This window comes from Campylobacter curvus, assembly GCF_013372125.1.
GTDB classification, from domain to species: domain Bacteria; phylum Campylobacterota; class Campylobacteria; order Campylobacterales; family Campylobacteraceae; genus Campylobacter_A; species Campylobacter_A curvus.
Map to the genome: position 1 here is coordinate 1042121 of NZ_CP053826.1, position 23143 is coordinate 1065263.

Sequence of the window (23143 nt, forward strand, 5' to 3'; positions counted from 1 at the left end):
ATCAGTGCTCTTCTTTTACAAATTTATATCCGCTTACGATCGCGTCCATCGCGCCGTTTTTGCCTTTGACGGCATTAAAAACTGCCATATAGACATGCACCGGCACAAAGATGATGATGACCCACATCGCGATACGGTGGATCGTCCTTACGTTTGCCAGTCCGCCCATGAGCCTCTCAAGATATCTCATCGGCTCATAAAGCAACCCGCCAAGCCCATTGTGATAAACATGCACGTATAGCACGAGCCCGGTTAGGCATATCACGGCAAGCACCAGGTAAAAAAACAGATACGACGCGAACTGAAGCGGGTTATAAACCCCCTTTAAATGCGGGTGAGGACCTAAAAAAATGTAGTATTTGATCTGTGCTATCCAAACTTTTGGATTGAAAAAGTCAACGATACTGATCCACTCTTTTTTGCTATGCTTGTCAAAGATAAAAAGATAGAGCTTAAATATCGTGACCGCTATCAGGATAAAGCCCGCTACTTGGTGCGCTAGGCGCCATTTGGCGTTCATGAAATTTACCGGCTCGCTCGTTATCTCTGGGCTTACAAAAACGTAAGATATGTAAAATCCGCTCACGACTAAAAATGTGATGGCAAAGAACCTTATCCAGTGCGTTATTCTAAGCCCGATGGAGAATTCGTATTCGCTGATACGATCAGGTCCGTGTTTTGACATAAATTCTCCTTTATAGATTCGGATTTATTTTGTATTCGCTCAAGTTATTGCCCTTAGTATCCATCACATGAACGGCGCACGCGATACAAGGATCGTAAGAGTGAATTTTACGTATTATCTCAAGCGGCTTGCTAAGATCGGCTATTTTTAGTCCTATCAGGCATGCCTCGTAGCTTCCCATCTGATTTTTAGCGTCTTTTGGCGATGCGTTCCATGTGCTAGGTACGACGGCTTGCCAGTTTTCTATCACGCCGTTTTTGATCCTGCACCAGTGACTAAGCGCGCCGCGAGGAGCGTTGCCGGCAAAATAGCCTTTATACTCTTTGTTGTTATCGATGACATATTTAGCGCATGTCTCTTGATCGGTCTTTAAATTTTCGATCAAAGAGTTAAACGCCGTTAGCGCGTGCTGAGAAACGACAGTGGCTTCAAGCATCCTGGTAGCAGTCCTACCAAGAGTAGAGAATACCGCACTTAGCGGCAGTCCGCTATCTTTTAGAAATTTATCTACGACAGGCACGACTCTTTCGTTGCCTCTTGCATAGTTTATCACGATGCTGGCTATCGGACCTACTTGCATCGGCATACCGTCATATCTTGGCGCTTTTATCCAGCTGTATTTGCCTTTAGTGTCAAAAATTTTGCCATGCGTTATTTGACCGTCAGGCCCTACACTCTCGCCGTCTATCAAACCTGTGTAGTTCGCATCGGTCTGTCCGTCGTAAGGATGAAGCGGAGCGTCGTTTTTATACCACGAGCGAGTCGCTTCCTCGGTTATCTTGGCGTCATCTATGTCATAAACCTTGCTGATGTCACCGTTTAAGATGATACCGCCTTTAAACAGATGGTCGTTCTTGCCGACTAAAAATTCGTCGTAGCAAAGCAGATTTGACACGCCAACGTCGTTTAATACGCTAGCTTCATTGCCATAAGCCTTTGCCGCCATCAAGATATCGGCATGATATGCACGGCTTACGAACTGCTCTATCTCTTTAAATTTAGATAGATACTCGCCCAGCCTTGCCGGATCTAGCAAGTCCATGATACAGGTCACTCCACCCACGGTCAGGCTCTGCGGATGAGGATTTTTCGCGCCAAATATCGCCATCATCTGCGCAATAGTCCTTTGAACGCTTAGACACTCGAGATAGTGCGAAAGTGCGATTAAATTTTGCTCCGGTGTAAATTTATAGGTGCTATGTCCCCAGTAAGCGTTTGCAAAAGGCCCTAAATTTCCCTTTTTCACAAAGGCTTCTACGCGCTCTTTTACCTCTTTTAGCTTATCCGCACCCGTAGCATATGGAATTTCAGTATATTTAAAGGCCTCGTCGCTGGCTTTTTTCTCGTCAGCGCTAAGAGCCGAGACGACATCGACCCAGTCAAGCCCGTGAAGCTGATAAAAATGCACGATATGATCATGCAAATAAAGCGCTGCGTTCATCAGCGTGCGAGTAAGCTCGGCGTTTAACGGAGGCGTGATGCCAAGGGCTTTTTCGACCGCTACGATGCCCGCTCTGTAATGCGAGAATGTGCAAACGCCGCAGATCCTTTGCATAAAAAAGCCTGCGTCGCGCGGGTCTCTGTTTTTTACTATCTGCTCCAAGCCACGCCAAAGCGTCGAACCTGAATACGCCTCCTTCACGACATTGTTCTCATCTACTACGACCTCGATACGAAGGTGTCCTTCGATGCGAGTTATCGGATCTACAACTATTCTTTTTTCACTCATATCAACCGCCTTATTCTTTATCTTTACTCATGGCCGCTATCGCTGCGTGCGCGGCTATACCGATGCCCGCAAGCGCCAAAATCCCTATGCCTATCTTATCGCTGACATTATCGGCTCCTAGACCCAAAACGGTGTCAAAAAGCCTATCGCCCATCGGCTCCTCAAAAGGTCCCATCGTATCCCAAAAATCTGGCTCCGAGCAGCCTATACAGCCGTGACCGGCCTGCACCGGCCAGCTGGTATGTTGGTTAAATCTTTCGCGCGAGCAGTTATTGAAAGTATATGGCCCTTTACAGCCTACTTTATAAAGGCAGTAGCCGTTTTTAGCGCCCTCATCGCCAAATGCCTGGACGAATTCGCCTGCGTCAAAGTGTCCGCGGCGCTCGCACAGATCGTGAATTCTAAGGCCATAAGCCCATTTTGGTCTGTTAAATACATCAAGTGCGGGAAGCGTACCAAATAAAATGAAATGAAGCACGTTGCCGACGATATTTTTCTCGCTTGGAGGACAGCCGGGGACGTTTATGACAGGTTTGCTCGTGACCTTGCCTAGACCAACGGAATTTGAAGGATTTGGCTTGGCCGCTTGGATACCACCAAAGCTAGAACAGGTGCCGATGGCAAATATCGCGGCTGCATTTTCACTAGCGTGCACGGCGTGAGTTTTGCCTGTCGTTCCGTGCGGTCCGACGGTCAGAAAATTCTCCGTCTCGCCGGTCGGGATACCACCCTCTACTAGCAAGATGTAGTGACCTTTATATTTTTCGATCGCACTCTCTAAATTTTCCTCGGCTTGCCAACCTGCAGCCGCCATGATCGTCTCGTGATACTCAAGACTGATGTAGTCGAAGATGAGACTGTCGATACTAGGTGCATCAGTGCGGAGCAAGCTCTCGCTACAGCCGGTGCACTCTGCCATATGTAGCCAAATGACAGGTAGTCTATCGCTAAGCTCAGCTGCGCGTGCTACAAGCGGTGTCATCGAAGCCGGAAGCGCCATGAACGCGGTCATCGCTCCCGCCCATTTCATAAAATCACGCCTTGTGAAGCCATTTTGCTCTAAAATTTTTGCAATGGTGCCATTTTCTTTGATCTTTGGTAAAAGACTAAGCTTATTTAGGCGCCTATTTGCCTTTTCATGTATGTTTTGAACCATACAAGCTCCTTGATTTGGAATATAATTCGATGAAATATTACTCCACTTTATAAAAGAGTAGTATTAATAAAATATATTAATTTTTTATTTTAATAAATAATTATGTTAAGGTTATATGCTTATTTGAATCATTGTATTTCTCGCATTTATATAAAAATATAGGCATTTTATATAAAATTTTATATTTTGCAAATGGCTTTCATTATTCTGATAAAATGAAAAATCTACGCTATCTTTCTGAAAGTAAATTCTATATAAATAAAATAAGATATTATAAAGCGATAGCCCTGTTAAAACATAGTGTTGATATTCTTTACAAGTCGCGAATGCAAGTGTAGCGAAGCAAAAATTAGCCTCTTTGTGGCTTTGCTTTGACTTAGAGGTAACGTGCTTAACGGTCAAAACAAATGCTATGTCTCAACACGGACAAAGCGATATGTCAGGAAAATTTTGCGAAAGAGGTTAAAATTTTGATTCTACTGGATAATGGCAAGCCAAATTTAGGCTCGCCATTTTTAAAATTTAGCGTTTTACGTTGATGAGGATCTTTTCTTTATCTGCGTCTATCACGATCTCATCGCCGCTTGCTAGCTCGTCGCTTAGTATCATGTCGGCTAGGCGGTCCTCGACCAGCTCGTAAAGTGCGCGGCGTAGCGGCCTGGCACCATAAACGATGTCAAAGCCCGCACCTGCGATAAATTTTTTCGCGCTTTCACTCATCACGGCTTTTATACCGCGATTTAGCAGTGTTTTTTCAAGCTCTTTAAACATTATGCCCACGATCTCGATGAGCCCGTCCTCGGTCAATGGATTAAAGATTATCGTGTCGTCAAGGCGGTTTAGAAATTCTGGCTTAAAGTAGTTTTTAAGCTCGTTTTTGACCGCTTCGTTTCGCGCTTCGCCTTCAAGATCCATTATGAAATTTGACGCGATGTTTGACGTTAAAATGATGATCGTGTTTTTAAAATCGACCGTCACGCCTTTATTATCAGTCGCGCGTCCGTCGTCGAGGATGCCTAAAAGCACGTTAAATACGTCCTTGTGAGCCTTTTCGATCTCGTCAAAAAGTATCACGCTATATGGTCTCCTTCTGACCGCCTCTGTCAGCTGTCCGCCCTCGTCGTAGCCCACGTATCCGGGAGGCGCACCGAGCAGGCGAGAGACGCTGTGCTTTTCCATATATTCGCTCATATCAAAGCGTATGAGCGCGCGCTCATCGTCAAATAAAAATTTAGCCAGCGCCTTTGCAGACTGGGTTTTGCCCACGCCGGTAGGCCCGAGAAATAAAAACGATCCGATCGGTCGCATGCCCTCGTTTAGGCCTGCTTTATTTCGCTTGATAGCACGTGCTAATGCGTGCAGCGCGGCGTCCTGACCCACGACGCTACCGCGCAGGTGCTCTTCTATCATCAGATATTTTTGCTTTTCGCTAGTTAGCATTTTTGAAACCGAGATGCCCGTCCATTTGCTCAAAATTTCAGCCACGATCTCCTCATCGACTTGATTTTTTAGCAGCACGCCGACCTTTTTCATCTCCTCCCACTTGGCTTCTAGCTCCTTTTTGCGGTTGGCGGCCTCTAAAATTTTGCCGTATTCTATCTCGGCAGCCTTTTGCAGATCGCCGTTCCTGCGAGCGATCTCGGCCTGGCTTTTTAGGCTGTCGATCTCTTTTGTCGCATTTGAAATGCCGTTAAATACAGCTTTTTCGTTTTCAAATTTAGTGTCAAGCCCGTGCTTTTGCTCGTTTAAATTTGCGATCTCTTTTTCGATCTCGGCCAGACGCGGCGCATTTTTAGCTTCATCTTCCATTTTTAGCGCCTCTTTTTCGACTTGTAGCGTCACGATCTCGCGCTTGATACGGGCTAGCTCGTATGGCTCGCTTTCGATCTGCATTTTTAGCTCAGCAGCCGCCTCGTCTATGAGATCGATCGCCTTGTCAGGTAAATATCTGCCCGAGATGTAGCGATCGCTTAGCTTTGCAGCCGCGACTAGCGCGCTATCGGTGATGGTCACGCCGTGATGGACTTCCAGACGCTCCTTTATACCGCGCAAAATTTGAAGCGCTTCATTGACGCTTGGCTCTTTGACGTCGATCGGCTGGAAGCGACGTTGCAACGCGGCGTCTTTTTCAAAATATTTTCGGTATTCTTTTAGCGTCGTAGCTCCCACGGCGTGCAGCTCACCACGCGCAAGAGCCGGTTTTAAGATATTTGCGGCGTCCATGCTGCCCTCGCTCGCACCAGCACCCACGATCGTGTGAATTTCATCGATAAAAAGGATGATGTTGCCCGCACTTTTGACCTCGTTGATGACGGCTTTTAGGCGGTCTTCAAACTCGCCGCGGTATTTCGCCCCAGCGATCAATGCACTCATATCAAGCGCGATGACGCGCTTATTTGCAAGGCTCGTTGGCACGTCGTTTGCTACGATCTTTTGCGCCAACCCCTCCACGATCGCCGTTTTACCCACGCCCGGCTCTCCCAGCAAGATCGGGTTGTTTTTGCTCTTTCTTATTAAAATTTGCATCATTCGCGTGATCTCCTCGTCGCGCCCGATGACCGGATCAAGCTCTTTATTTAACGCCTTTTTGGTTAGATCGATACCAAATTTTTCAAGGCTATCTAGCGTCTCGTCCGCCGTTTGAGTGTCGATCTTTCGCCCCGCTCTGATGCTTTCTAAATTTTTCCTGATCTCTAAGATGTCGGTAAATTTAGCCAAAATTTCTTTGATCTCGGGCAGTTCAAGCGCGCTCATGATCCACGTATCAACGGCGATGAAGCTATCTCCCATGCTAGTCATCAGGGCTTTTGCGCTTTCAAGCGAATTTAAAAGCTCGCGTGAAATTTGCACGTTTTCCTTGCTGACGTTCGAGCTGGTGGGTAAATTTGAAACCTTGCTCTTTACTTCAAGCTCCACGGCCTCCTTTGAGACGGACATTTTGTTGAATACTTGATTTAATATCGACGCGTCGTCTGCAACCAAACTCCAAAATACGTGAAGCGGCACGACTTGTGGATTTTTGCTGTGTATCGCCAGACTCACGCCCTTTTCGAGACTTTCTTGCATTTGAGCGGTTAAGCTTTCACCTATATTTGCCATATTTTCTCCTTATTATTTTATAATGAGCGCATTATATAACTTTAGTCAAGTAATGTCAAGTTTTAAATAAAATTTAGCAGACTAGTCATTGCAGTGCTAAAATTTATCACGTAAATATCTTTGAACCGATGAACTATTTTAGTTAAAATTTCGTTCAAAATAGCTTATGTTTACGGCCTCAAAAAATAAGCTCGGAATTCTCAAAATTTATACTTTTTTTAGGCAAAAGCTAATAGAATTGAGCGTATTTAAAAATTAGGAGAAATTTTGAACAAAAGCGGAAAATTTTTAGTTTTGAAATTTATGGGCGCACTGATAGTGTCGGGCATCGCTGTAAGCAGCCTAAGCGCAAAAAACGAAGATGACGCCAGTATAAGGCTTGAGGCGCTTTCAAAGCTTACAAAGACGATCTCAACGGTAGAAAAATACTACGTAGACGATATAAAATTTAAAGAGATAATAGACAAAGCCATAAGTGGCTTGATGCAAAATTTAGACGCTCACTCGAGCTTTTTGAATGAGAAAGCCTTTAAAGATATGCAAGTGCAGACAAATGGAGAATTTGGTGGCCTTGGCATAACCGTAGGTATGAAAGACGGCGCACTTACGGTCATCTCACCGATCGAGGATACTCCGGCCGATAAAGCCGGCATAAAACCGGGCGACATCATCTTGCGAATAGACGGCAACGCCACTATCGGCACTACGATAGACGAAGCCGTAAACAAAATGCGCGGCAAACCAAAGACTCCGATAACCATCACGATCTTACGCAAAGGCGAGCAAAAGCCGTTTGACGTAAAGATTATAAGAGACATCATAAAAGTTGATTCCGTCTACGCTAAAACGATAGAAAATGAGAATATCCTATATATCCGTGTCACAAATTTTGATAAAAATGTCGTAAGCAAGGTAAAAGAATACATCAAACAATATCCTAAAGCAAACGGCATCATCCTTGATCTAAGGAACAATCCGGGAGGGCTTTTAAACCAAGCGGTCGATCTGGTCGATCTTTTCGTCGATAGCGGCATAATAGTCTCGCAAAAAGGGCGTGAAGCCTCTGAAAATGCGGAGTATAAAGCAAGTGCAGGAGCGACGCTCACGAAGCTTCCTCTAGTCGTTTTGGTAAATGGCGGAAGTGCTAGTGCGAGCGAGATCGTAAGTGGCTCGTTACAAGATCATAAGCGCGCCGTCATCGTAGGAGAAAACACTTTTGGCAAGGGAAGCGTCCAGGTCATACTACCGATAGATGATAACGAGGCGCTTAGACTGACGATAGCAAGATACTATCTGCCAAGCGGTCGCACCATCCAAGCAGTAGGCGTCACGCCTGACGTGATAGTCCATCCGGGCAAAGTGCCGCAAAGCGAGGATAGTGCGTTTAACATAAAAGAGAGCGAGCTAAAGGCCCATTTACAAAACGAACTTAGTAAGATAAACGTAACGGCCGAGGCGAATAAAACCGAAAGCAAGGACGAAAAAACGATCATAACACAGAAAAAAGTAGGCGAAGATATCCAGTTGAAAACAGCGATAGATGCGATAAAAGTCTTAAAAATCAAACAATAAAGGAGAGACTATGCAAAAAAGAGAGCTTATTTACGAAGGCAAAGGTAAAAAGATGTATGCGACTGACGACGCAAATTTGCTTATTGCGGAATTTAAAGACGATCTGACCGCCTTTGACGCGCAAAAAAGAGGCAATGAGGCCGGAAAAGGTGCGTTAAACAATAAAATCAGCACTCAGATCTTTAAAATTTTAAAAGAAAAAGGCATAGAGACCGACCTCGTCGAAACTATCAGCGACACCGAGCAGCTCGTCAAAAAGTGCGAGATCATACCTCTTGAAGTAGTTGTGCGAAACATCGCGACCGGCTCGCTCACGAAACGCCTTGCGATCAAAGAAGGCACGGTTTTGCCTTTCCCGTTGGTAGAATTTTACTTTAAAAACGACGAGCTCCACGATCCTTTGGTCACCGACGAGCACTGCCTCGTAATGGGCCTGGTAAAAAGCGAAAAAGACCTTCAGACGCTAAGACATCTGGCAAGGGAGATAAATTCTATCTTATTTAAATTTTTTGAAGAAAGAAAGCTGAAACTTGTTGATTTCAAAATAGAATTTGGCATGGATAAGGACGGAAATATCTTGCTAGCAGATGAGATAAGCCCTGATAGCTGCCGTTTTTGGGACGCAGACACAAACGAAAAGCTGGACAAAGATAGATTCAGGCAAGACCTAGGAAGCGTAAAGGTCGCTTACGAAGAGGTCTTGAGAAGAATTTTATCATAAGGACAAAGATGAAAGCTGTCGTAAATATAGCACTAAGAAACGGTGTCCTCGATCCGGCGGGCAAAGCGGTCGAACATGCGCTAAATTCGCTTGGCTTTAATAACGCCTCAAACGTGAGGATAGGAAAGCAGATCGTCCTTGACATCGAGGCAAAAGACAAAGAGGAAGCAAGGGCGCAGCTAAAAACCATGTGCGAAGAGCTTTTGGCTAACCCCGTCATCGAAGACTACGAGATAGTGCTATGAAGGTAGCTGTCGTCCTTTTCCCCGGCACGAACTGCGAACAAGACACCAAATACGCATTTGACCTACTTGGCTGCCAAACACAAGTAATATGGCATAAAGAGGACAAGATCGATGCCGACTTGATCGTTTTGCCGGGGGGCTTTAGCTATGGAGACTATCTAAGGACCGCGGCTATCGCTAAATTTAGCCCTGCCATGAGCGCAGTCCTCAAACATGCTAAAAACGGCGGATACATACTTGGTATCTGCAACGGCTTTCAGATGCTTTTGGAGCTTGGACTGCTAGAAGGTGCGATGAGACGAAACGAAAATTTAAGCTTCGTCTCAAAATATCACCATCTAAAAGTCGTATCAAACAGCAATAAATTTTTATCGAATTTAAGCGTAAATGAAGTAGTGAACGTCCCGCTAGCTCACGGTGAGGGAAATTTCTACACCGATAGCGACACGCTAAAAAGGCTCTATGACAACGAGCAAGTCCTACTCAAATACTGCGATGAAAACGGCAACGAGCTAAATCCAAACGGCTCTATCGACGCCATTGCGGCTATTTGTGACAAAGATAAAAAGATCTTTGGCCTCATGCCTCACCCGGAGCGCGCTTGCGAGAAAATTCTAGGCACTGACGATGGTATGAAAATGCTAAAAGGCCTAGTTTGGTAAGATTTTTAACGCTCGCTTTACTCGTTTTAAATTTATACGGTGCAAACACTAACGAGGTCAGCGTATTTGACATGATGAATGAGGCTAGAGAGGACAAGCTCGTAAACGAGCAGCCAAAGCTGCCGTCTGCACCGAGCACTCAAAATGCACCGACAAATCAAACTCAGCAAAATCCCCAAGGTACGATAAATCTAGACATCAGCTCAAAGCTCACTGCACCGCAGCCAGAGCGCATCACTCCGGAGCAAATGCGAAACATCGTCCCGACTAACGAGCCTGATATCACCCTGCCCGACTCTCAGATTTACGACAGAGTAAAGGCGAAAGACATTATCCTCAAAGCGACGAATATCCCAAAAAACGCCATCGTAGGTGAAATTTTCAGCCTCGATGTCATAGCCGATACACAAAGCGAATTTGAATTTGTTTTTAACACCGAGCTTGACGAGACGAACGTAAAATGGCTCAATAAAAAGACCTTGCAGTGGGTAAAAGCCGATAGCGGCGTTTATATGGCGACATTTTATCTGGAGGCTAAAAATGTCGAGGCAAAGAGCCTACGTGTGAGTCTAAATTTAAAGCGAAACGGTGAGGACTATCAAAATGCGAATATCAATATATTTTTGCCAAAGCTTAAGGAGCTAAGGAGCGACGAGAATTTCAACCACATCGTAGCGGACAATCTCGAAGTAAAGAAATTTAAAACAACGAAATTTGACGATATCAACAACATCATGGTCGTCGAGCTATACGGAAACAACGTCGATCTAAGCTCGTTTAATCTCGAAAATAAAACGATCCTAAAGCAAGGCGTGGATACGATAACAGGCGATTTTGGTTCGCAAAGTGCCTATTATTTTGCGGTATTCAAGCCAAACAAAAAGACGCTTGACTTTAACTACTACAACCTCAAAAAGGCTAAATTTGAGACGTTTTCCTTGCCTGTGAGCGTCGAGGACGATGACGTCAGCACGCAAATAGGTCTAAATCCAAAGCAAAGCGAATTTAGCACCTATAAAGATGTCGCGGTTTATTCGTTTGCGGCGATATTTTTTATCCTCGCACTTTGGAGAAGGAAATTTAGCTACTTTTTCGTTGCGGCCGTATTTATAGCGCTTGGAGTCTATACCTACAATCCTTTTGGCAAAGCGGTGCTAAAACCTGACGTTAGCGTGAGCATACTGCCTACTAAAAATTCGACCGTATTTTATACCTCAAGAGCACAGGAAAATATCGAAATTTTAGCCGACAAGGACGACTACCGCAAAATTTTATTCAACGACGGCAAGATAGGCTGGGTTAAAAAAGATGATCTTGTCAAAAATTAAAGCCGTATATTTTGCAGTAGAATTCATCATCAGCGTTATCTTGGTGATAATCTTCATGTGGCTTTTCCCTAAAAAAAATCGCCGTATCAGGCAAATATGGGCTAAGAGCCAAAGGCTTTTTGGATTTTACTCCATAAAAGTGACGGGAGAATTTAAAGACGAAGCCAACATGATACTGATAAATCATCAAAGTATGCTAGATATCGTCGTTTTAGAGGAGATCCACCCTAAAAACCTTTGCTGGATAGCAAAAAAGCAGATCGATGACCTGCCTATTATAGGCAACATAATAAAACTACCAAAGATGATATCAGTCGAGCGCGAAAATAAGCACTCGCTCGTAAAACTCGTCAAAGACGCCGAGGATAGAGTAAATAACGGACGCGTTTTGGCGATATTTCCCGAGGGCACTCGCTCGCAGACGCATACGCTCTTGCCGTTTAAAGGCGGCGCAAAGATAGTCGCAAATAAGCTAAATTTAAAGGTCCAGCCCGTCGTCCTTGTAGGCTCTGACATAATGGACGTGAAAAATTTCAGCTTCAAAAACGGCGAGATAAAAGTATTTTGCCTCGATCTAGTCGATACTAGCGACAAGGACTGGCTAGAAAACACGCGAGCTAAAATGCAAGAAATTTTAGACAAAGAGCGCGCAAGCTAAATTCTAAATTTGCCACGCCGCAAATTTAAAAATTATACGTAAAGCTTAGATTAAACGTCCTGGCATCGCCATAGATCATCTCGTCGCTACCGATGCCTTCGTAGTATCGCTTGTCAAAGACATTATCGATATTTAGCTGGATGTCGAAATTCTTACCGATCTTGTAGCCAAACATCAAATTTGCCAGCGCATACGGCTTTTGCGTGATCGTCACATCGTTATCGGCGTTATAGATGTAGGTCTTGCTCTTATATCCCAGTCCGGCGCCCACTCTAAAGTCTCTAAATTCATACTTGGCAAAAAGATCGGCGCTAGTCCTTGCGGCGTTTGTGTTAAATTTCTTACCGCTAGCATCTTTAGCCTGAAAGTGCGCCAGGCCAAAGCTTAAAGTAAGATTGTCAGTCACCCTGCCGTTTAGATCGAGCTCAAAGCCCTTACTGGTCACACCCTTTACCGCTTTGTATGCGTCCTCACCGGTTGAGCCTATCTGCTCTCCGGTCGCTTTGCCGACATTATCTTGGATGATTTTAAAAACGCCAAAAGAGGCCTGCAATGCACCGTCAAAATACTCGCCCTTGACGCCAAGCTCATAGTCATTACCCTCGATAGGATCAAGATATTTGCCGTTTATGTCTTTGACGTCTTGTGGCTTAAATATACTCGTATAGCTCGCATAAAGCGTGTGATTTTGCCCCACGTCGTAGGTCAGTCCTACATACGGGGTGATCTGATGAGTAAATTTTTGATCGACGTTGCCTACGGTTTGGTTGCGTTTATAGTAGCTCACCCTGGTGCCCACTAAAAATTTCAGCTCATCGCTCAAAGAGAGCTTGTTGGCAAAATACACCGCCCTTTGCTTTGTTTTGGACGGATTTTTCTGATCGACATAGGGCATATCCACATCGTCAATATGTAGGTTGTTAAAATCCACTCTCATATCCGCTAGATAGGCTAGTCCAGCAGGAGTTTGTTTGTAATCATCAAAATTTGTAAGCCTATACGAGCCCTCGTTAAAGTCATTATACATCGCCCCTAGCACAAACTCATGCCCCAAGCCAAACAGCTCGTAAGGTAAATTTGCGTAAGCATCGAGGTTATGTATATCAGAGTCGTTTTTTGACCCCCAGATCAGCACGTCGTTGCTATCTCCTGTCATATCTGGATTTACCTTGCCGCCGTAGTAAAGCATCTTTATGTCGCTTTTTACCTTTTTATACGAGTAGGAGAGATTCACGCTCGCATCCTCGCCTATGTAATGTCTAAAATCAGCGTAAAGATCGAGCGTTTTTATATCCCACTTCGTCCAAGGCTGAGAGAATATCCTCTTTCTGGAAAATTTTACCAAGCTATCATCCGTATAAAAAGCGGGCATGCCGCCATATCTGATACCTCGACGCTTGAGATCTTGATACGAAGCTCCCAGGCTGAGCCACGAGCTATCGCCTATATCGCTATCGACGACGCCATAAATGGATAAATTTTCACGCTTGTGAAAGTCCATATACGAGCCGGCCTTTTCTTTTATAAAGGCTAGCCTCGCCCTCACGTCGCCATCGGCCGTGATCGGGGTTTGCACATCACCATATACGCCGTATTTATCATACGAGCCGGCTTCTACGCCAAGGCTACCGGTCAGCTCTTTTGAGTCCGCTCTTTTGCGGATGAAATTTAGACTTGCCGCAGGATTGCCGGCACCCGCCAGCAGGCCGTTCGCACCGCGCACGACCTCGACGCGATCATAGGCTATCATGCTCATATCGGTAGCCTCCAGCCCAAAGCCGCCCAGGCTAGGCATCGAGTCGATCAGATAATAATCTATGAAAAAGCCCCTTGACATCGGCCGTATGGTCTCGTCCATACGATTTAGCGTCACGCCCGGGATATTAGCCAGTAGCGTTTGATAGTCTTTGATATTCATATCTTTTAGCTTGGCTTCGGTGATTACGTCTACTGATTGAGGCGTCTGGCGAGCCGTTAAATTTAGCCTCGTCGTGCCTTTTACCAGCTCCTTTGCACCGTAATCCCTCTCGTCATGACGCACCTGCTCCACGATATCCACCGTCTCTAGCTTGGCCTCTTTGGCTAAAATTTCCGCCGCAAACAGCAAATTTAAAGCCGCCGCCGAAAGTAAAATTTCACCTTTCATCTCTTCTCCTTTATAACTAATTTTAGAAGCTATACGTAAAGCTTAGGTTAAATATCCGCGGATCGCCGTAGACCATTTTGTTGTTTCCGATGCCTTCGTAGTATTTTTTATTAAACACATTGTCGATATTTAGCTGGATGTCAAAATTCTTACTGATCTTGTAGCCAAACATCACATTCGCCAAAGCATAGGCCTTTTGCTCGATCTCTTTAGCCCCGCTACCGGTGTAAATTTTGCTTTTATACTGCACGCCGACTCCGGTCCTAAAGTTTGATATGCTGTATTTGGCAAAGATATCGGCCGTAGTCCTTGAGGCGTCGGTATTATATTTCTTGCCGTCGGCGTCTTTGGCGCTAAAGTGAGTAAGGCCAAAGCTGAGGATCAAATTTTTATTTACTTCGCCGTTTAGATCGAGCTCAAAACCCTTGCTAGTCACGCCCTTTTTAGCCTCGTAAGCGTCGGTGGTCGTGCCGGGGATCTTCACTCCCGTGTTAGCCCCTAGCTTGTCTTGGATGATCTTAAAGACTCCAAAAGACGCCTGCAAAGCACCGTCAAAATACTCGCCCTTTATGCCCGCTTCATAGTCCTTACCCTCGATAGGATCAAGGTATTTGTTGTTTATATCCTTGACGCTTTGAGGCTTAAATATACTAGTATAGCTCGCATAGAGCGTGTGGTTGTCGTTTATGTCGTATGTGATGCCAAAATAAGGCGTTAGCTCTTGAGTGAAATTTCGGTTGCCGTCGCCACCCGTGATCCTGTATTTATAATAACTCATCCTCGCCCCGACCAAAAATTTAAGCGACTCGCTCAAGGAGAGCTTGTTCGCAAAATAAACGGCCTTTTGTATCGTTTTATCGGCGTTATCTTGATTGACGTAAGGAAGCCTTGGATCTTCTATATGAAGGTTGTTGAAATTTATAGTCGTCCTGTTAGCAAACGCCTGTCCGGCAGGAGTGTTTCGACTGTTCCAGTAGCTACTGACGTCATCTGCGCTTTTTTTATAGTTGTTATACATCGCGCCAAAGACGAATTCATGCTGCAAGCTAAACGCCTCATACGGTAAATTTGCATACGCATCGACGTTATGGATATTTTCCTCTCGTTTGTTAGCATACACGCTTAGATCGGCGATATTACCGGTCCCGTTTGCATTGACTGTGCCGCCATAGTAGAGTAAATTTGAATCCGTCTTTGCCTTTCTATACGAATAGGATAGATTGAGGCTTGCCTCGTTTGCAAAGTAATGTCTAAAATCAGCGTAAAAATCGAGAGTCTTTATGTCCCACCTGGTCCAAGGCTGAGAGAAAATTTCATTTTTACTAAAATTTGTCCTAGAGCCGTTCGTGTAAAACGCCGGCATGCCGCCCCAGCGCACGCCATGGCGCTTTAAATTTTGATAAAAGCTGCCAAGGCTGAGCCACGAGTTATCGCCGATGTCAGCATCTACCACGCCGTAGATCGCGCTGTTTTTACGGTCGTAATAATCCATATAAGACCTGGCGTCTTCGTGCATGAAGCTAAGTCTGGCGCGCACGGTACCGTCGCTATTTACCGGTGTTTGCACATCGCCGCTGACGCCATATCTGTCGTATGAGCCCGCACTTAGCTTGAAGCTTCCTTTAAGCCCCTTTGAATTCGCCCTTTTTCTGATGAAATTTAGGCTCGCAGCGGGATTGCCGGCACCTGCTAGCAGGCCGTTCGCGCCCTTTACGACCTCGACGCGCTCGTATGGTAGCAGGCTCATATCGTTCGCTCCTAGGCTAAAGCCGCCAAAGCTAGGCATCGAGTCAAGCAGGTAATAATCTATCGCAAAGCCGCGAGCCGTCGGATAAACGCGCTCGTCCCATTTGTTTAGCGTAACACCCGGCACGTTTCGCAAAAGCACTTGATAGTCGTTGATGTTTAGATCCTTTAGCTTCGCCTCGGTTATGACGGTCAAGGACTGCGGCGTCTGGCGCGAGGTCAAATTTAGCCTCGTGGTGCTTTTTACAAGCTCTTTTGCGTTGTAGTTCAGATCGTCTCGCCTCTCCTCGCTCGTGATCTCGACCGTTTCTAAATTCTTAGTTTCGCTCGCTAAAATTTGCGTGATCGGCAGCAGATTTAGAGCCACCATGCTTGAAAGCAGAATTTTACCTTTCATTTTTTCTCCTTTTAAAATTTGATCTTTTTATCCATAGATATATCCCTGAAACGCTCAAAATAAGCGGTGTGAGGCCGACTAGAAACCAGATAAATTTCGTGACCTGGTTGTAGTAGCCAAAGTGAGCTTTTCTAAATGTCGCCAAAAATCGCTCCGTGATATCCGCCTTGTCGATGTCCTTTATTTGGAGCAAATTTGCATTTTGCCTGCTGTATGTGAGCATGCTGGAATACTCGTTGTATAGGAAATTTTGCCCTTTTTTGTAGCCAAAGAGCGATATATCCGCTGCATTACGAAAAGGCAAAGATATATAATGAAGCTCGAAATTTGGCAGATCGGTTTTGGCTTTTTGCGCGATCTCATCAAGCGATAGGTCTTTGTTGTAAATTTGGCTGTTTATCGTAAATTCGCTCGTATCAAAGGGCTTTGAAAACAAAAACCTAAGCTCCCACCAAGCCCCGCTAAGAGCGATGATGAGCATTATCGGAGTAGAGAAAACGCCGATAAATTTATGTATATCGCTCATAAAAACGGCAAGCCTGGCAAAGCGCAGTTTAAATAAATTTTTCCAAAAATTTCTGTAAACGATAAAGCCGCTTATAGCAATGACAAAGGCGACGACTCCGACTACGCCGACAAAAATCTGACCGCGCTCTTCAAAGAGTAGATTTTCGTGTAGCTCGACCAGCACGCCCATAAAGCCGCTATCATGTGGCATAGGCTCGCTTTTTATCTCGCCGCTAAAAGCGTCAAGATAGATGTATTCCCACTCTTTGCCGTTATGCTTTATGAGCCAGATTTTATCGCTCTTTTGCGGATTTTTATCGATATTCCAGCCGACTATCTCGTAGTCAGGAAATTTAGCGCTTATGATCCGTCTAAGCTCGTCAAATCCTAATCTAGAATTTTGCTGACCGGAAAGTAGCGAGATATTTACCGCGTCCGGAGATAAAATGTCATTTATCTCATCTTTATAAACGAGCAAAGAGCCGCTAAGACACACAATAATAAACGGGATGCAAAATATAAGAGAGATATAAGTGTGGATTTTATATGCGAGCTTTTTGAAATTCATCTGCTTAAAAACTATCCTTGATGCATTTACCTTACGTGATAATGGCGGATTTTATCATCTTAAATATTAATAGTTTATTAAAATCATTATCAAAATATAAGCAGAAATTTAACTAAAAACAGCTCTGTTTTAACATAATGTCACAAATTTTTAACGGCCTAGCACTGGTATATTCGTGTAAATTTCAGTAAAGCAAAGCCAAAATCCACATCATATACACACAACATTAAATATAAAATCATTAAAACATTGATACAAATACTATCAACTTTAAAGATTTTTTTAGCACTTTGTGATATAATCTGCTAAAAATTTTAAAGCCCTTTTCTATTAAGCGTTGATTTCTTGAAATTTAAGCGTAGTCAAGTAGGATGAGCGGCGACATTGCCCTCCGAAAATCAGGGAAGCCGTAAGGCTGACCGCGATTTTCGTGCTACACGTTAGGCACTCTGTCGCAAGCTTATCCTATTTGCGAAGCTTTTAAATTTTATCAATATTTTAATAAGAAAATAGCCAAATTTAAATAAAGGAACTCAAAATGGCAGAAAAATTTGAATTTCAAACCGAAGTGAACGATCTTTTAAATTTAATGATTCACTCACTCTACTCAAATAAGGAAATTTTCCTAAGAGAGCTCATCTCAAATGCAAGCGACGCACTTGATAAACTAAACTACCTATGTCTCACAGATGACGCATACAAGGCGCTAAACTATACACCTCGCATAGATATCTCCATAGACAAAAAGAAAAAAACGATCACGATCAGCGATAACGGCATCGGCATGAGCAAAGACGAGCTGATCTCAAACCTAGGCACGATCGCCAGAAGTGGCACAAAGGGCTTTTTAAACAACCTAAGTGGTGACGCGAAAAAAGACAGCTCGTTGATCGGGCAGTTTGGCGTGGGCTTTTACTCCGCATTCATGGTCGCAAAAAAGATCGAAGTGATCAGCCGTAAAGCCCTAAGCGATGAAGCATACAAATGGACATCCGACGCTAAAAGCTACGAGATAGCCATGGCTAAAAAAGAGGCCCACGGCACTAGTATCGCGCTATTTTTAAACGATGACGAGTTTGCAGACAGCTGGAAGCTTGAAAATATCATCAAAAAATACTCCAATCACATCCCGTATCCTATCTTTATGGATAAAGAGGAGTATGTAGCGCCAAAAGAGGGAGAAAAAGACGGCACTTACGAGACTAAAAACGTGCAGATCAACAAGGCCAGCGCACTTTGGCGAATGAATAAAGCAAACATCAAAGAGGAAGAATACAACGACTTTTATAAACAAATCAGCCACGACAGCGCCGATCCGCTTTTATACATCCATACAAAAGCCGAGGGCAAGATCGAATATTCTACCCTATTTTACGTGCCAAGCACCGAGCCGTTTGATCTGTTTCGCGTGGATTATCAAAGCGGCGTGAAGCTTTACGTAAAACGCGTGTTTATCACTGACGATGCAAAGGAGCTTTTGCCGCCATTTTTGAGATTTATACGCGGTGTCATCGACGTGGAGGACTTGCCGCTTAACGTCAGCCGTGAAATTTTACAAGAAAACGCCATAATGAGGAGCGTCAAGGAGCAAAGCGTAAAGAAAATTTTGAGCGAATTAGCCAAACTAAAAGACAAAGATAGAGAAAAATACATAAAATTTTACAAACTATTTGGCAAAGTCTTAAAAGAAGGGCTTTACGGCTTTGGCAACGACAAGGAGCAAATTTTAGACCTAGTGCTCTTTAAGTCAAGCAAGCGCGAGGGATTAGTCAGCTTGAAAGAGTATAAAGAGGCGATGAAAAAGGATCAAAAGAGTATCTACTACATCAGCGGAAACAACGAAAATATGCTCCGAAATTCTCCACTTTTAGAGAGCTTTAAGAAAAACGACATCGAAGTCCTCATAATGGACGAGGAGATCGACACTATCGTGATGCCGATGGTATATGAATTTGACAAAACGCCTCTAAAATCGATCTCTCACGATGACATAAACGAGGAGATAAAAGGCGACGAAGCCAAAGTCGACGAGAGCAAAGTCGCAAAAACCCTCGTAAAAATGCGCGAAATTTTAAAAGACGAGGTCAAAGACGTCAGGCTAAGCTCAAGGCTTTCAGACTCCCCTGCCGTGCTGATATACGACAAAAATGACCCTGACTACGCTATGCAAGCCATGCTTAAGCAAATGGGACAAGGTGGAGATATGTCAAAGATAAAGCCGATCCTCGAGATAAACGGCGGGCATGAAATTTTTGCCAAGCTCGAAGCCAACGAAGCTATGGCATACGAGATCGCACCACTACTTCTTGACATGGCAAAGCTAAATGAAGGCATGAGCCTCGAAAATCCGGCGGAATTTAGCAAACTGCTCACAAAGGTGATGCTAAAAGCGCTGTGAGGTAAATTTCCCGAGCCCATCTCGGGAAATTCCTTTATATACGCTGCGAAATTTACGCGCATCAGGCCCTATCCGGCAATACTCGATACAATAAAATAAGGTTCTGTTAAATATTTCATTGATTTTCAGCTTTCAAGAACAGGAGAATGCGAACAGCATCCCTATAAAAACCTTGTTAGCGAGCTTATCGCCGCCGATTTTTCACTTCGCTATCACTCGTGACGCTCTGCTTTGCAGTTGCGAACGAAGTTGAAGCAAAACTGCGCTACGAGCAGAGAAGCCGTAAGTTGCGAGTGCAACGAAGCGTCTTGAAAAGGGAAGATACGAGCAGTATCTGAGTAGCAACGCGAAGCAGAAAAAATCGTGCTAAGGCTTAGCTTCACTTCATTCACTGCTCTCGCAAGCAGGGAAACGGCTACTTGCTCTGCACTTTCGCTAGCAGTCGTGAGTGCAACGAAACGAAAAATTAGGCAAGCCCGCAGGGGCTGAGTAGTTTTTTGCGAAGCAAAAAAAGATTTCCTTGAAACCCTGTTCGCGTCTGTGCTAGGTCGCTCCTGGAGCGAGAGAGGTTTTTGCTTCACTTCGTTCGCAACTGCAAGGCAGAAGCGAAGCAAGTGTCAATGATTTATTATAATAGAGCCCAAAATAAATCATAAATCTACATTAAAATTTTAAGCTTTATTTTATAAAAGCTCTTATAAGATAGCTTACTATATCTTTAAAAGGAGCGACTATGTTTAAAAAGGCTTTCGCTGGCGCTATTTTACTAGCGATGTTTGGTTTCAATCTAAATGCAGCTGAAATTTCAGCAAAAGACGTCAAAGAACCGCACCTTGAGCTTGCTTTCATGATCGACATCGAAGTCGAAAAGCCCCTAACCGTCGGTAAAGACAGCGAGCACGGATTAAGGCGGCTCATCGCCATAAAAGGCGGCAAAGTAAGCGGCAAACTAAACGGCGAAGTGCTGCCATACGGCGTGGATAGTCAGATCGTCCGTCCTGACGGACTGACCGAGCTCACCGCAAGATACGCGATAAAGCTCGATGACGGTGCGCAAATTTACATAGATAATAGCGGCATCAGGCACATCACCGATCCTGAGGTCGCAAAAGAGGCTGCAAAAGGCAAGATCGTCGATCCAAAATACGTCTATTTCGCGACTGTCACGAAATTTGAGACCTACGAGCCAAAATATAAATGGCTAGAGCGCGCAATATTTGTCTGCTATGCCGTGCGCTTGCCGGATAAAGTCTTGCTTAAATTTTACGAAGTGAAATGATGAAAAAGGCGCTAAATTTCATCATTTTTGGTCTCATTTGTCTGGGCGTTTTTGGTTGTGCGGCCGGTGCACCGACCAAGCCGTCCCAGCAAATGAGCACTCAAAGCATAAAAGAGCCAAATTTAAGGCCCGTCTTTTCTATCCTCATAAAAAGTAGTAAAGATAGGCTATATCTTGGCGAGAAAGAGCGCATTTTTGTGCCTTTCACGCTCGAAGTGAGCGGCGAGCTAAAAGGTGTGGCGATGAGTCACGGCGTAGATATCCAAAAGCAAAACAAGGACGGCTCGAAAAATATCCTCGCCAAATACGGTTTGAAACTTGATGACGGCGAGAGTATCTACGTCGAAAACACCGGCGTCATCAGGACAAACGCCGATGGTAGTCGCTACTTCGTGACGATACCTAAATTTGAAACCTACTCGCCAAAATACAAGTGGCTGGAAAAACGGATATTCGTGGGCTATGCGAATAAAACGCCAAATGGAACGCTACTAACATTTTATGAGCTAAGATGAATGAGATACTTTGTAAGGTGGGTCAAAGTTTGGACGAATTTAAAACGTGGCTAGAGGAGATAAAAAACGGTAAAAGAGATGATGAGCTAAAATTTGCCGACGTTTTGGGAAAAAGCGAATTTATCTCCTATCACTATGGCTTGCTTTTTGATAAAAATTTGAGCGATGATCTCAGACTTAGTCTAGAGATAAAATTTAAACTCCACGCTAAAGCGGGTGAAGATATGCTGCTTGAAAAGCTTCAAAACGCCACAGATGATGAAACGAGAGCTAAAATTTTATTTATGCTGGGTGCGGAGTCTAAATTTTACAAGGACGAGACTCTCAAATTTGCGCGTGAATTTACTAAAAGCAACGACGATACGCTAAGGCAAACAGCTCTAATCGTGCTTGGCTGGCTTGGCGGACGCGAGGACTTGAGCTTGCTAGGAGCGCATCTACTAAACGACAAAAACGCCAAATGTAGAGCATTGAGCGCATCATCATTTATGCAGATGTGGTTTAGAAAAGAGGATGAAATTTTAAAAAAGACCGCCTTTGAAAGCTTTCAAAAAGCCCTTGAGACGGAAAGCAACGCTTTCGTACTAGCCTGCATCCTGGACGCCGTAAGGCAGATAGGCAAAACAAAGCTTGGCATATCTCAGCGCGCACTTGATGAGCTAAATACCGCCGAAATAAACGTCGCAAAAGCAAGAGCGATGCGATTTTTAAATAAAGTCTCTTAAAACCCTTTAACGCCTCCGACCTTTTTGCTCGCCAGCAGCGCATGAGACGAAAATGATAAATTTTGGCAGAGCCGCTCATGGATAAGGTAAAAAATTTTAAATTTTACGTAGCTTGATAGCAAATTTCACTTTATCTCAAGCATTTTATCGAGCCTAGCCAGATAGCGCTCTATCCGTGCCAGCTCGCCTTTATCGCAAATTTTAACGTCCGAGTAAAAATACTCCACGCTTTGCCCCTTGCCATGGGCTAAATTTAGCCTTGAAAGCTCACTTATCAGCTTATTTATCGTGCCTTCGTTGCCATCTATCAGGCTCACGCCGGTCGGTAAAATTTCGCGCAGGCTATCTTTGAAATAGTTAAAATGCGTGCAGCCAAGCACGAGCGCGCAGTAGTTTTGAAGCTTGAATTTCGCAAATTCCTCGCGCAGATACTCTTTTACTTCGTCGCAAGCAAAATTTTCGTTTTCGGCAAATTCCACGAGACGAGGAAGTGCTAGCACATCTACCAAATGCTCGCTATCCACGCGCTCGATAAGCTCTTTTAGCTTTGCTCCTCGCGCGGTGAGGGGCGTAGCGATGACCAAGGTGCGCAAGGAGGCTGAATTTTCGCCTTCGCGGTTTAGATCGGCGGCCTTTTTCACCGCAGGCTCCATGCCGATGATCGGCAGGTCAAATTTCGCCCTAAGCTCGTTTATCGCGGCGCTTGTTGCGGTGTTGCAGGCGATGACGATGGCGTTTGCGCCTTGATCGATCAAAAATTTCACCGCATGAGAGCTGAATTTTAAAATCTCGTCTTTGCTTTTTAGTCCGTAAGGGACGTTTTTCCTGTCCGCATAATATAAAAACTCCTCGTTTGGCAGCTTTTTTAGCGCTTCGTTCAGTACGCTAAGACCGCCAAGACCGGAGTCGAATATCCCTATTTTCATAAATTTTCCTTTGAAAGTCGTTATTATAACCCAAAGATAGATAAAATCCGCTATAATTTTCAAAATTCTAAATTTTCAAAG

The 23143-nt window shown here is 44.4% G+C and carries 18 protein-coding genes; 10 read left to right on the forward strand and 8 right to left on the reverse strand.

Annotation, left to right across the window (positions count from 1 at the left end; translation table 11 throughout):
• Position 1: 1 nt before the first annotated feature.
• The 4 genes from cybH to CCVT_RS05045 form a co-directional block, all read right to left on the reverse strand.
• Positions 2–685 (reverse strand): Ni/Fe-hydrogenase, b-type cytochrome subunit, encoded by a 684-nt coding sequence (cybH, locus tag CCVT_RS05030; protein WP_018136328.1) that lies wholly within the window; start codon positions 683–685, stop codon positions 2–4.
• Positions 686–695: 10 nt separating this feature from the next.
• Positions 696–2414, reverse strand: coding sequence for a nickel-dependent hydrogenase large subunit (locus CCVT_RS05035; protein WP_018136329.1), 1719 nt, complete (start codon positions 2412–2414; stop codon positions 696–698).
• A gap of 10 nt (positions 2415–2424) precedes the next feature.
• Positions 2425–3570: a hydrogenase small subunit gene (locus CCVT_RS05040; RefSeq protein ID WP_018136330.1), complete on the reverse strand. Its 1146-nt coding sequence runs from the start codon at positions 3568–3570 to the stop codon at positions 2425–2427.
• A gap of 522 nt (positions 3571–4092) precedes the next feature.
• The gene (locus CCVT_RS05045; protein WP_018136332.1) at positions 4093–6669 is read right to left on the reverse strand and encodes an ATP-dependent Clp protease ATP-binding subunit; all 2577 of its coding nucleotides are present in this window, start codon (positions 6667–6669) and stop codon (positions 4093–4095) included.
• Between the two features lie 303 nt (positions 6670–6972).
• On the opposite strand from CCVT_RS05045, the gene CCVT_RS05050 reads away from it, so the two are divergent.
• The 6 genes from CCVT_RS05050 to CCVT_RS05075 are packed head-to-tail and all read left to right on the forward strand — an operon-like array spanning position 6973 to position 11855.
• On the forward strand, positions 6973–8241 hold the full coding sequence (locus CCVT_RS05050; RefSeq protein ID WP_227898191.1) for a S41 family peptidase: 1269 nt from the start codon (positions 6973–6975) through the stop codon (positions 8239–8241).
• A 10-nt stretch (positions 8242–8251) separates the two neighbouring features.
• Positions 8252–8962: a phosphoribosylaminoimidazolesuccinocarboxamide synthase gene (purC, locus tag CCVT_RS05055; protein WP_009651333.1), complete on the forward strand. Its 711-nt coding sequence runs from the start codon at positions 8252–8254 to the stop codon at positions 8960–8962.
• 8 nt (positions 8963–8970) lie between these two features.
• A complete protein-coding gene (purS, locus tag CCVT_RS05060; RefSeq protein ID WP_011992314.1) occupies positions 8971–9207 on the forward strand; it encodes a phosphoribosylformylglycinamidine synthase subunit PurS in 237 nt (78 codons plus the stop codon).
• Positions 9204–9869 carry a phosphoribosylformylglycinamidine synthase I gene (gene purQ / locus CCVT_RS05065; protein WP_018136334.1) on the forward strand — a complete coding sequence of 222 codons (666 nt, stop codon included), beginning with the start codon at positions 9204–9206 and terminating at the stop codon, positions 9867–9869. Before purS ends, purQ begins: the two co-directional genes overlap by 4 nt.
• Positions 9863–11197, forward strand: a complete 1335-nt coding sequence (locus tag CCVT_RS05070) for a hypothetical protein (RefSeq protein WP_018136335.1) — start codon at positions 9863–9865, stop codon at positions 11195–11197. The genes purQ and CCVT_RS05070 overlap by 7 nt, the downstream gene beginning before the upstream one ends.
• Positions 11178–11855, forward strand: a complete 678-nt coding sequence (locus CCVT_RS05075; protein ID WP_018136336.1) for a lysophospholipid acyltransferase family protein — start codon at positions 11178–11180, stop codon at positions 11853–11855. Before CCVT_RS05070 ends, CCVT_RS05075 begins: the two co-directional genes overlap by 20 nt.
• Positions 11856–11880: 25 nt before the next feature.
• On the opposite strand, the gene CCVT_RS05080 is transcribed toward CCVT_RS05075, so the two are convergent.
• From CCVT_RS05080 to CCVT_RS05090, 3 genes are read right to left on the reverse strand one after another with little or no spacing between them, the layout of a single operon-like run.
• Positions 11881–14001, reverse strand: coding sequence for a TonB-dependent siderophore receptor (locus CCVT_RS05080; protein ID WP_018136337.1), 2121 nt, complete (start codon positions 13999–14001; stop codon positions 11881–11883).
• Between the two features lie 22 nt (positions 14002–14023).
• Positions 14024–16144: a TonB-dependent siderophore receptor gene (locus CCVT_RS05085; protein ID WP_018136338.1), complete on the reverse strand. Its 2121-nt coding sequence runs from the start codon at positions 16142–16144 to the stop codon at positions 14024–14026.
• Positions 16134–17219: a PepSY-associated TM helix domain-containing protein gene (locus CCVT_RS05090; protein WP_018136339.1), complete on the reverse strand. Its 1086-nt coding sequence runs from the start codon at positions 17217–17219 to the stop codon at positions 16134–16136. The genes CCVT_RS05085 and CCVT_RS05090 overlap by 11 nt, the downstream gene beginning before the upstream one ends.
• 538 nt (positions 17220–17757) lie before the next feature.
• Between CCVT_RS05090 and htpG the strand changes: the two genes are divergently transcribed.
• The 4 genes from htpG (at position 17758) to CCVT_RS05110 (ending at position 22136) form a co-directional block, all read left to right on the forward strand.
• Positions 17758–19617 (forward strand): molecular chaperone HtpG, encoded by a 1860-nt coding sequence (gene htpG / locus CCVT_RS05095; RefSeq protein ID WP_018136340.1) that lies wholly within the window; start codon positions 17758–17760, stop codon positions 19615–19617.
• 733 nt (positions 19618–20350) lie between these two features.
• A complete protein-coding gene (locus CCVT_RS05100) occupies positions 20351–20896 on the forward strand; it encodes a DUF3237 domain-containing protein (protein ID WP_018136341.1) in 546 nt (181 codons plus the stop codon).
• Positions 20893–21411, forward strand: coding sequence for a DUF3237 family protein (locus tag CCVT_RS05105; protein ID WP_018136342.1), 519 nt, complete (start codon positions 20893–20895; stop codon positions 21409–21411). Before CCVT_RS05100 ends, CCVT_RS05105 begins: the two co-directional genes overlap by 4 nt.
• Positions 21408–22136 (forward strand): HEAT repeat domain-containing protein, encoded by a 729-nt coding sequence (locus CCVT_RS05110; RefSeq protein ID WP_018136343.1) that lies wholly within the window; start codon positions 21408–21410, stop codon positions 22134–22136. Before CCVT_RS05105 ends, CCVT_RS05110 begins: the two co-directional genes overlap by 4 nt.
• Before the next feature lie 125 nt (positions 22137–22261).
• On the opposite strand, the gene murI is transcribed toward CCVT_RS05110, so the two are convergent.
• Complete coding sequence (gene murI / locus CCVT_RS05115; RefSeq protein ID WP_018136345.1) at positions 22262–23062, reverse strand: glutamate racemase; 801 nt, start codon at positions 23060–23062, stop codon at positions 22262–22264.
• Positions 23063–23143: the final 81 nt, after the last annotated feature.

Bases quoted from the DNA above. Each gene is read 5' to 3' on its own strand.
- CCVT_RS05080 (WP_018136337.1), bottom strand. From the start codon at position 14,001: ATGAAAGGTGAAATTTTACTTTCGGCGGCGGCTTTAAATTTGCTGTTT.
- CCVT_RS05110 (WP_018136343.1), top strand. From the start codon at position 21,408: ATGAATGAGATACTTTGTAAGGTGGGTCAAAGTTTGGACGAATTTAAA.
- CCVT_RS05045 (WP_018136332.1), bottom strand. From the start codon at position 6,669: ATGGCAAATATAGGTGAAAGCTTAACCGCTCAAATGCAAGAAAGTCTC.
- purS (WP_011992314.1), top strand. From the start codon at position 8,971: ATGAAAGCTGTCGTAAATATAGCACTAAGAAACGGTGTCCTCGATCCG.
- CCVT_RS05075 (WP_018136336.1), top strand. From the start codon at position 11,178: ATGATCTTGTCAAAAATTAAAGCCGTATATTTTGCAGTAGAATTCATC.
- htpG (WP_018136340.1), top strand. From the start codon at position 17,758: ATGGCAGAAAAATTTGAATTTCAAACCGAAGTGAACGATCTTTTAAAT.
- CCVT_RS05035 (WP_018136329.1), bottom strand. From the start codon at position 2,414: ATGAGTGAAAAAAGAATAGTTGTAGATCCGATAACTCGCATCGAAGGA.
- purQ (WP_018136334.1), top strand. From the start codon at position 9,204: ATGAAGGTAGCTGTCGTCCTTTTCCCCGGCACGAACTGCGAACAAGAC.
- CCVT_RS05040 (WP_018136330.1), bottom strand. From the start codon at position 3,570: ATGGTTCAAAACATACATGAAAAGGCAAATAGGCGCCTAAATAAGCTT.
- CCVT_RS05050 (WP_227898191.1), top strand. From the start codon at position 6,973: ATGGGCGCACTGATAGTGTCGGGCATCGCTGTAAGCAGCCTAAGCGCA.
- purC (WP_009651333.1), top strand. From the start codon at position 8,252: ATGCAAAAAAGAGAGCTTATTTACGAAGGCAAAGGTAAAAAGATGTAT.
- cybH (WP_018136328.1), bottom strand. From the start codon at position 685: ATGTCAAAACACGGACCTGATCGTATCAGCGAATACGAATTCTCCATC.
- CCVT_RS05085 (WP_018136338.1), bottom strand. From the start codon at position 16,144: ATGAAAGGTAAAATTCTGCTTTCAAGCATGGTGGCTCTAAATCTGCTG.
- CCVT_RS05105 (WP_018136342.1), top strand. From the start codon at position 20,893: ATGATGAAAAAGGCGCTAAATTTCATCATTTTTGGTCTCATTTGTCTG.
- CCVT_RS05100 (WP_018136341.1), top strand. From the start codon at position 20,351: ATGTTTAAAAAGGCTTTCGCTGGCGCTATTTTACTAGCGATGTTTGGT.
- CCVT_RS05090 (WP_018136339.1), bottom strand. From the start codon at position 17,219: ATGAATTTCAAAAAGCTCGCATATAAAATCCACACTTATATCTCTCTT.
- murI (WP_018136345.1), bottom strand. From the start codon at position 23,062: ATGAAAATAGGGATATTCGACTCCGGTCTTGGCGGTCTTAGCGTACTG.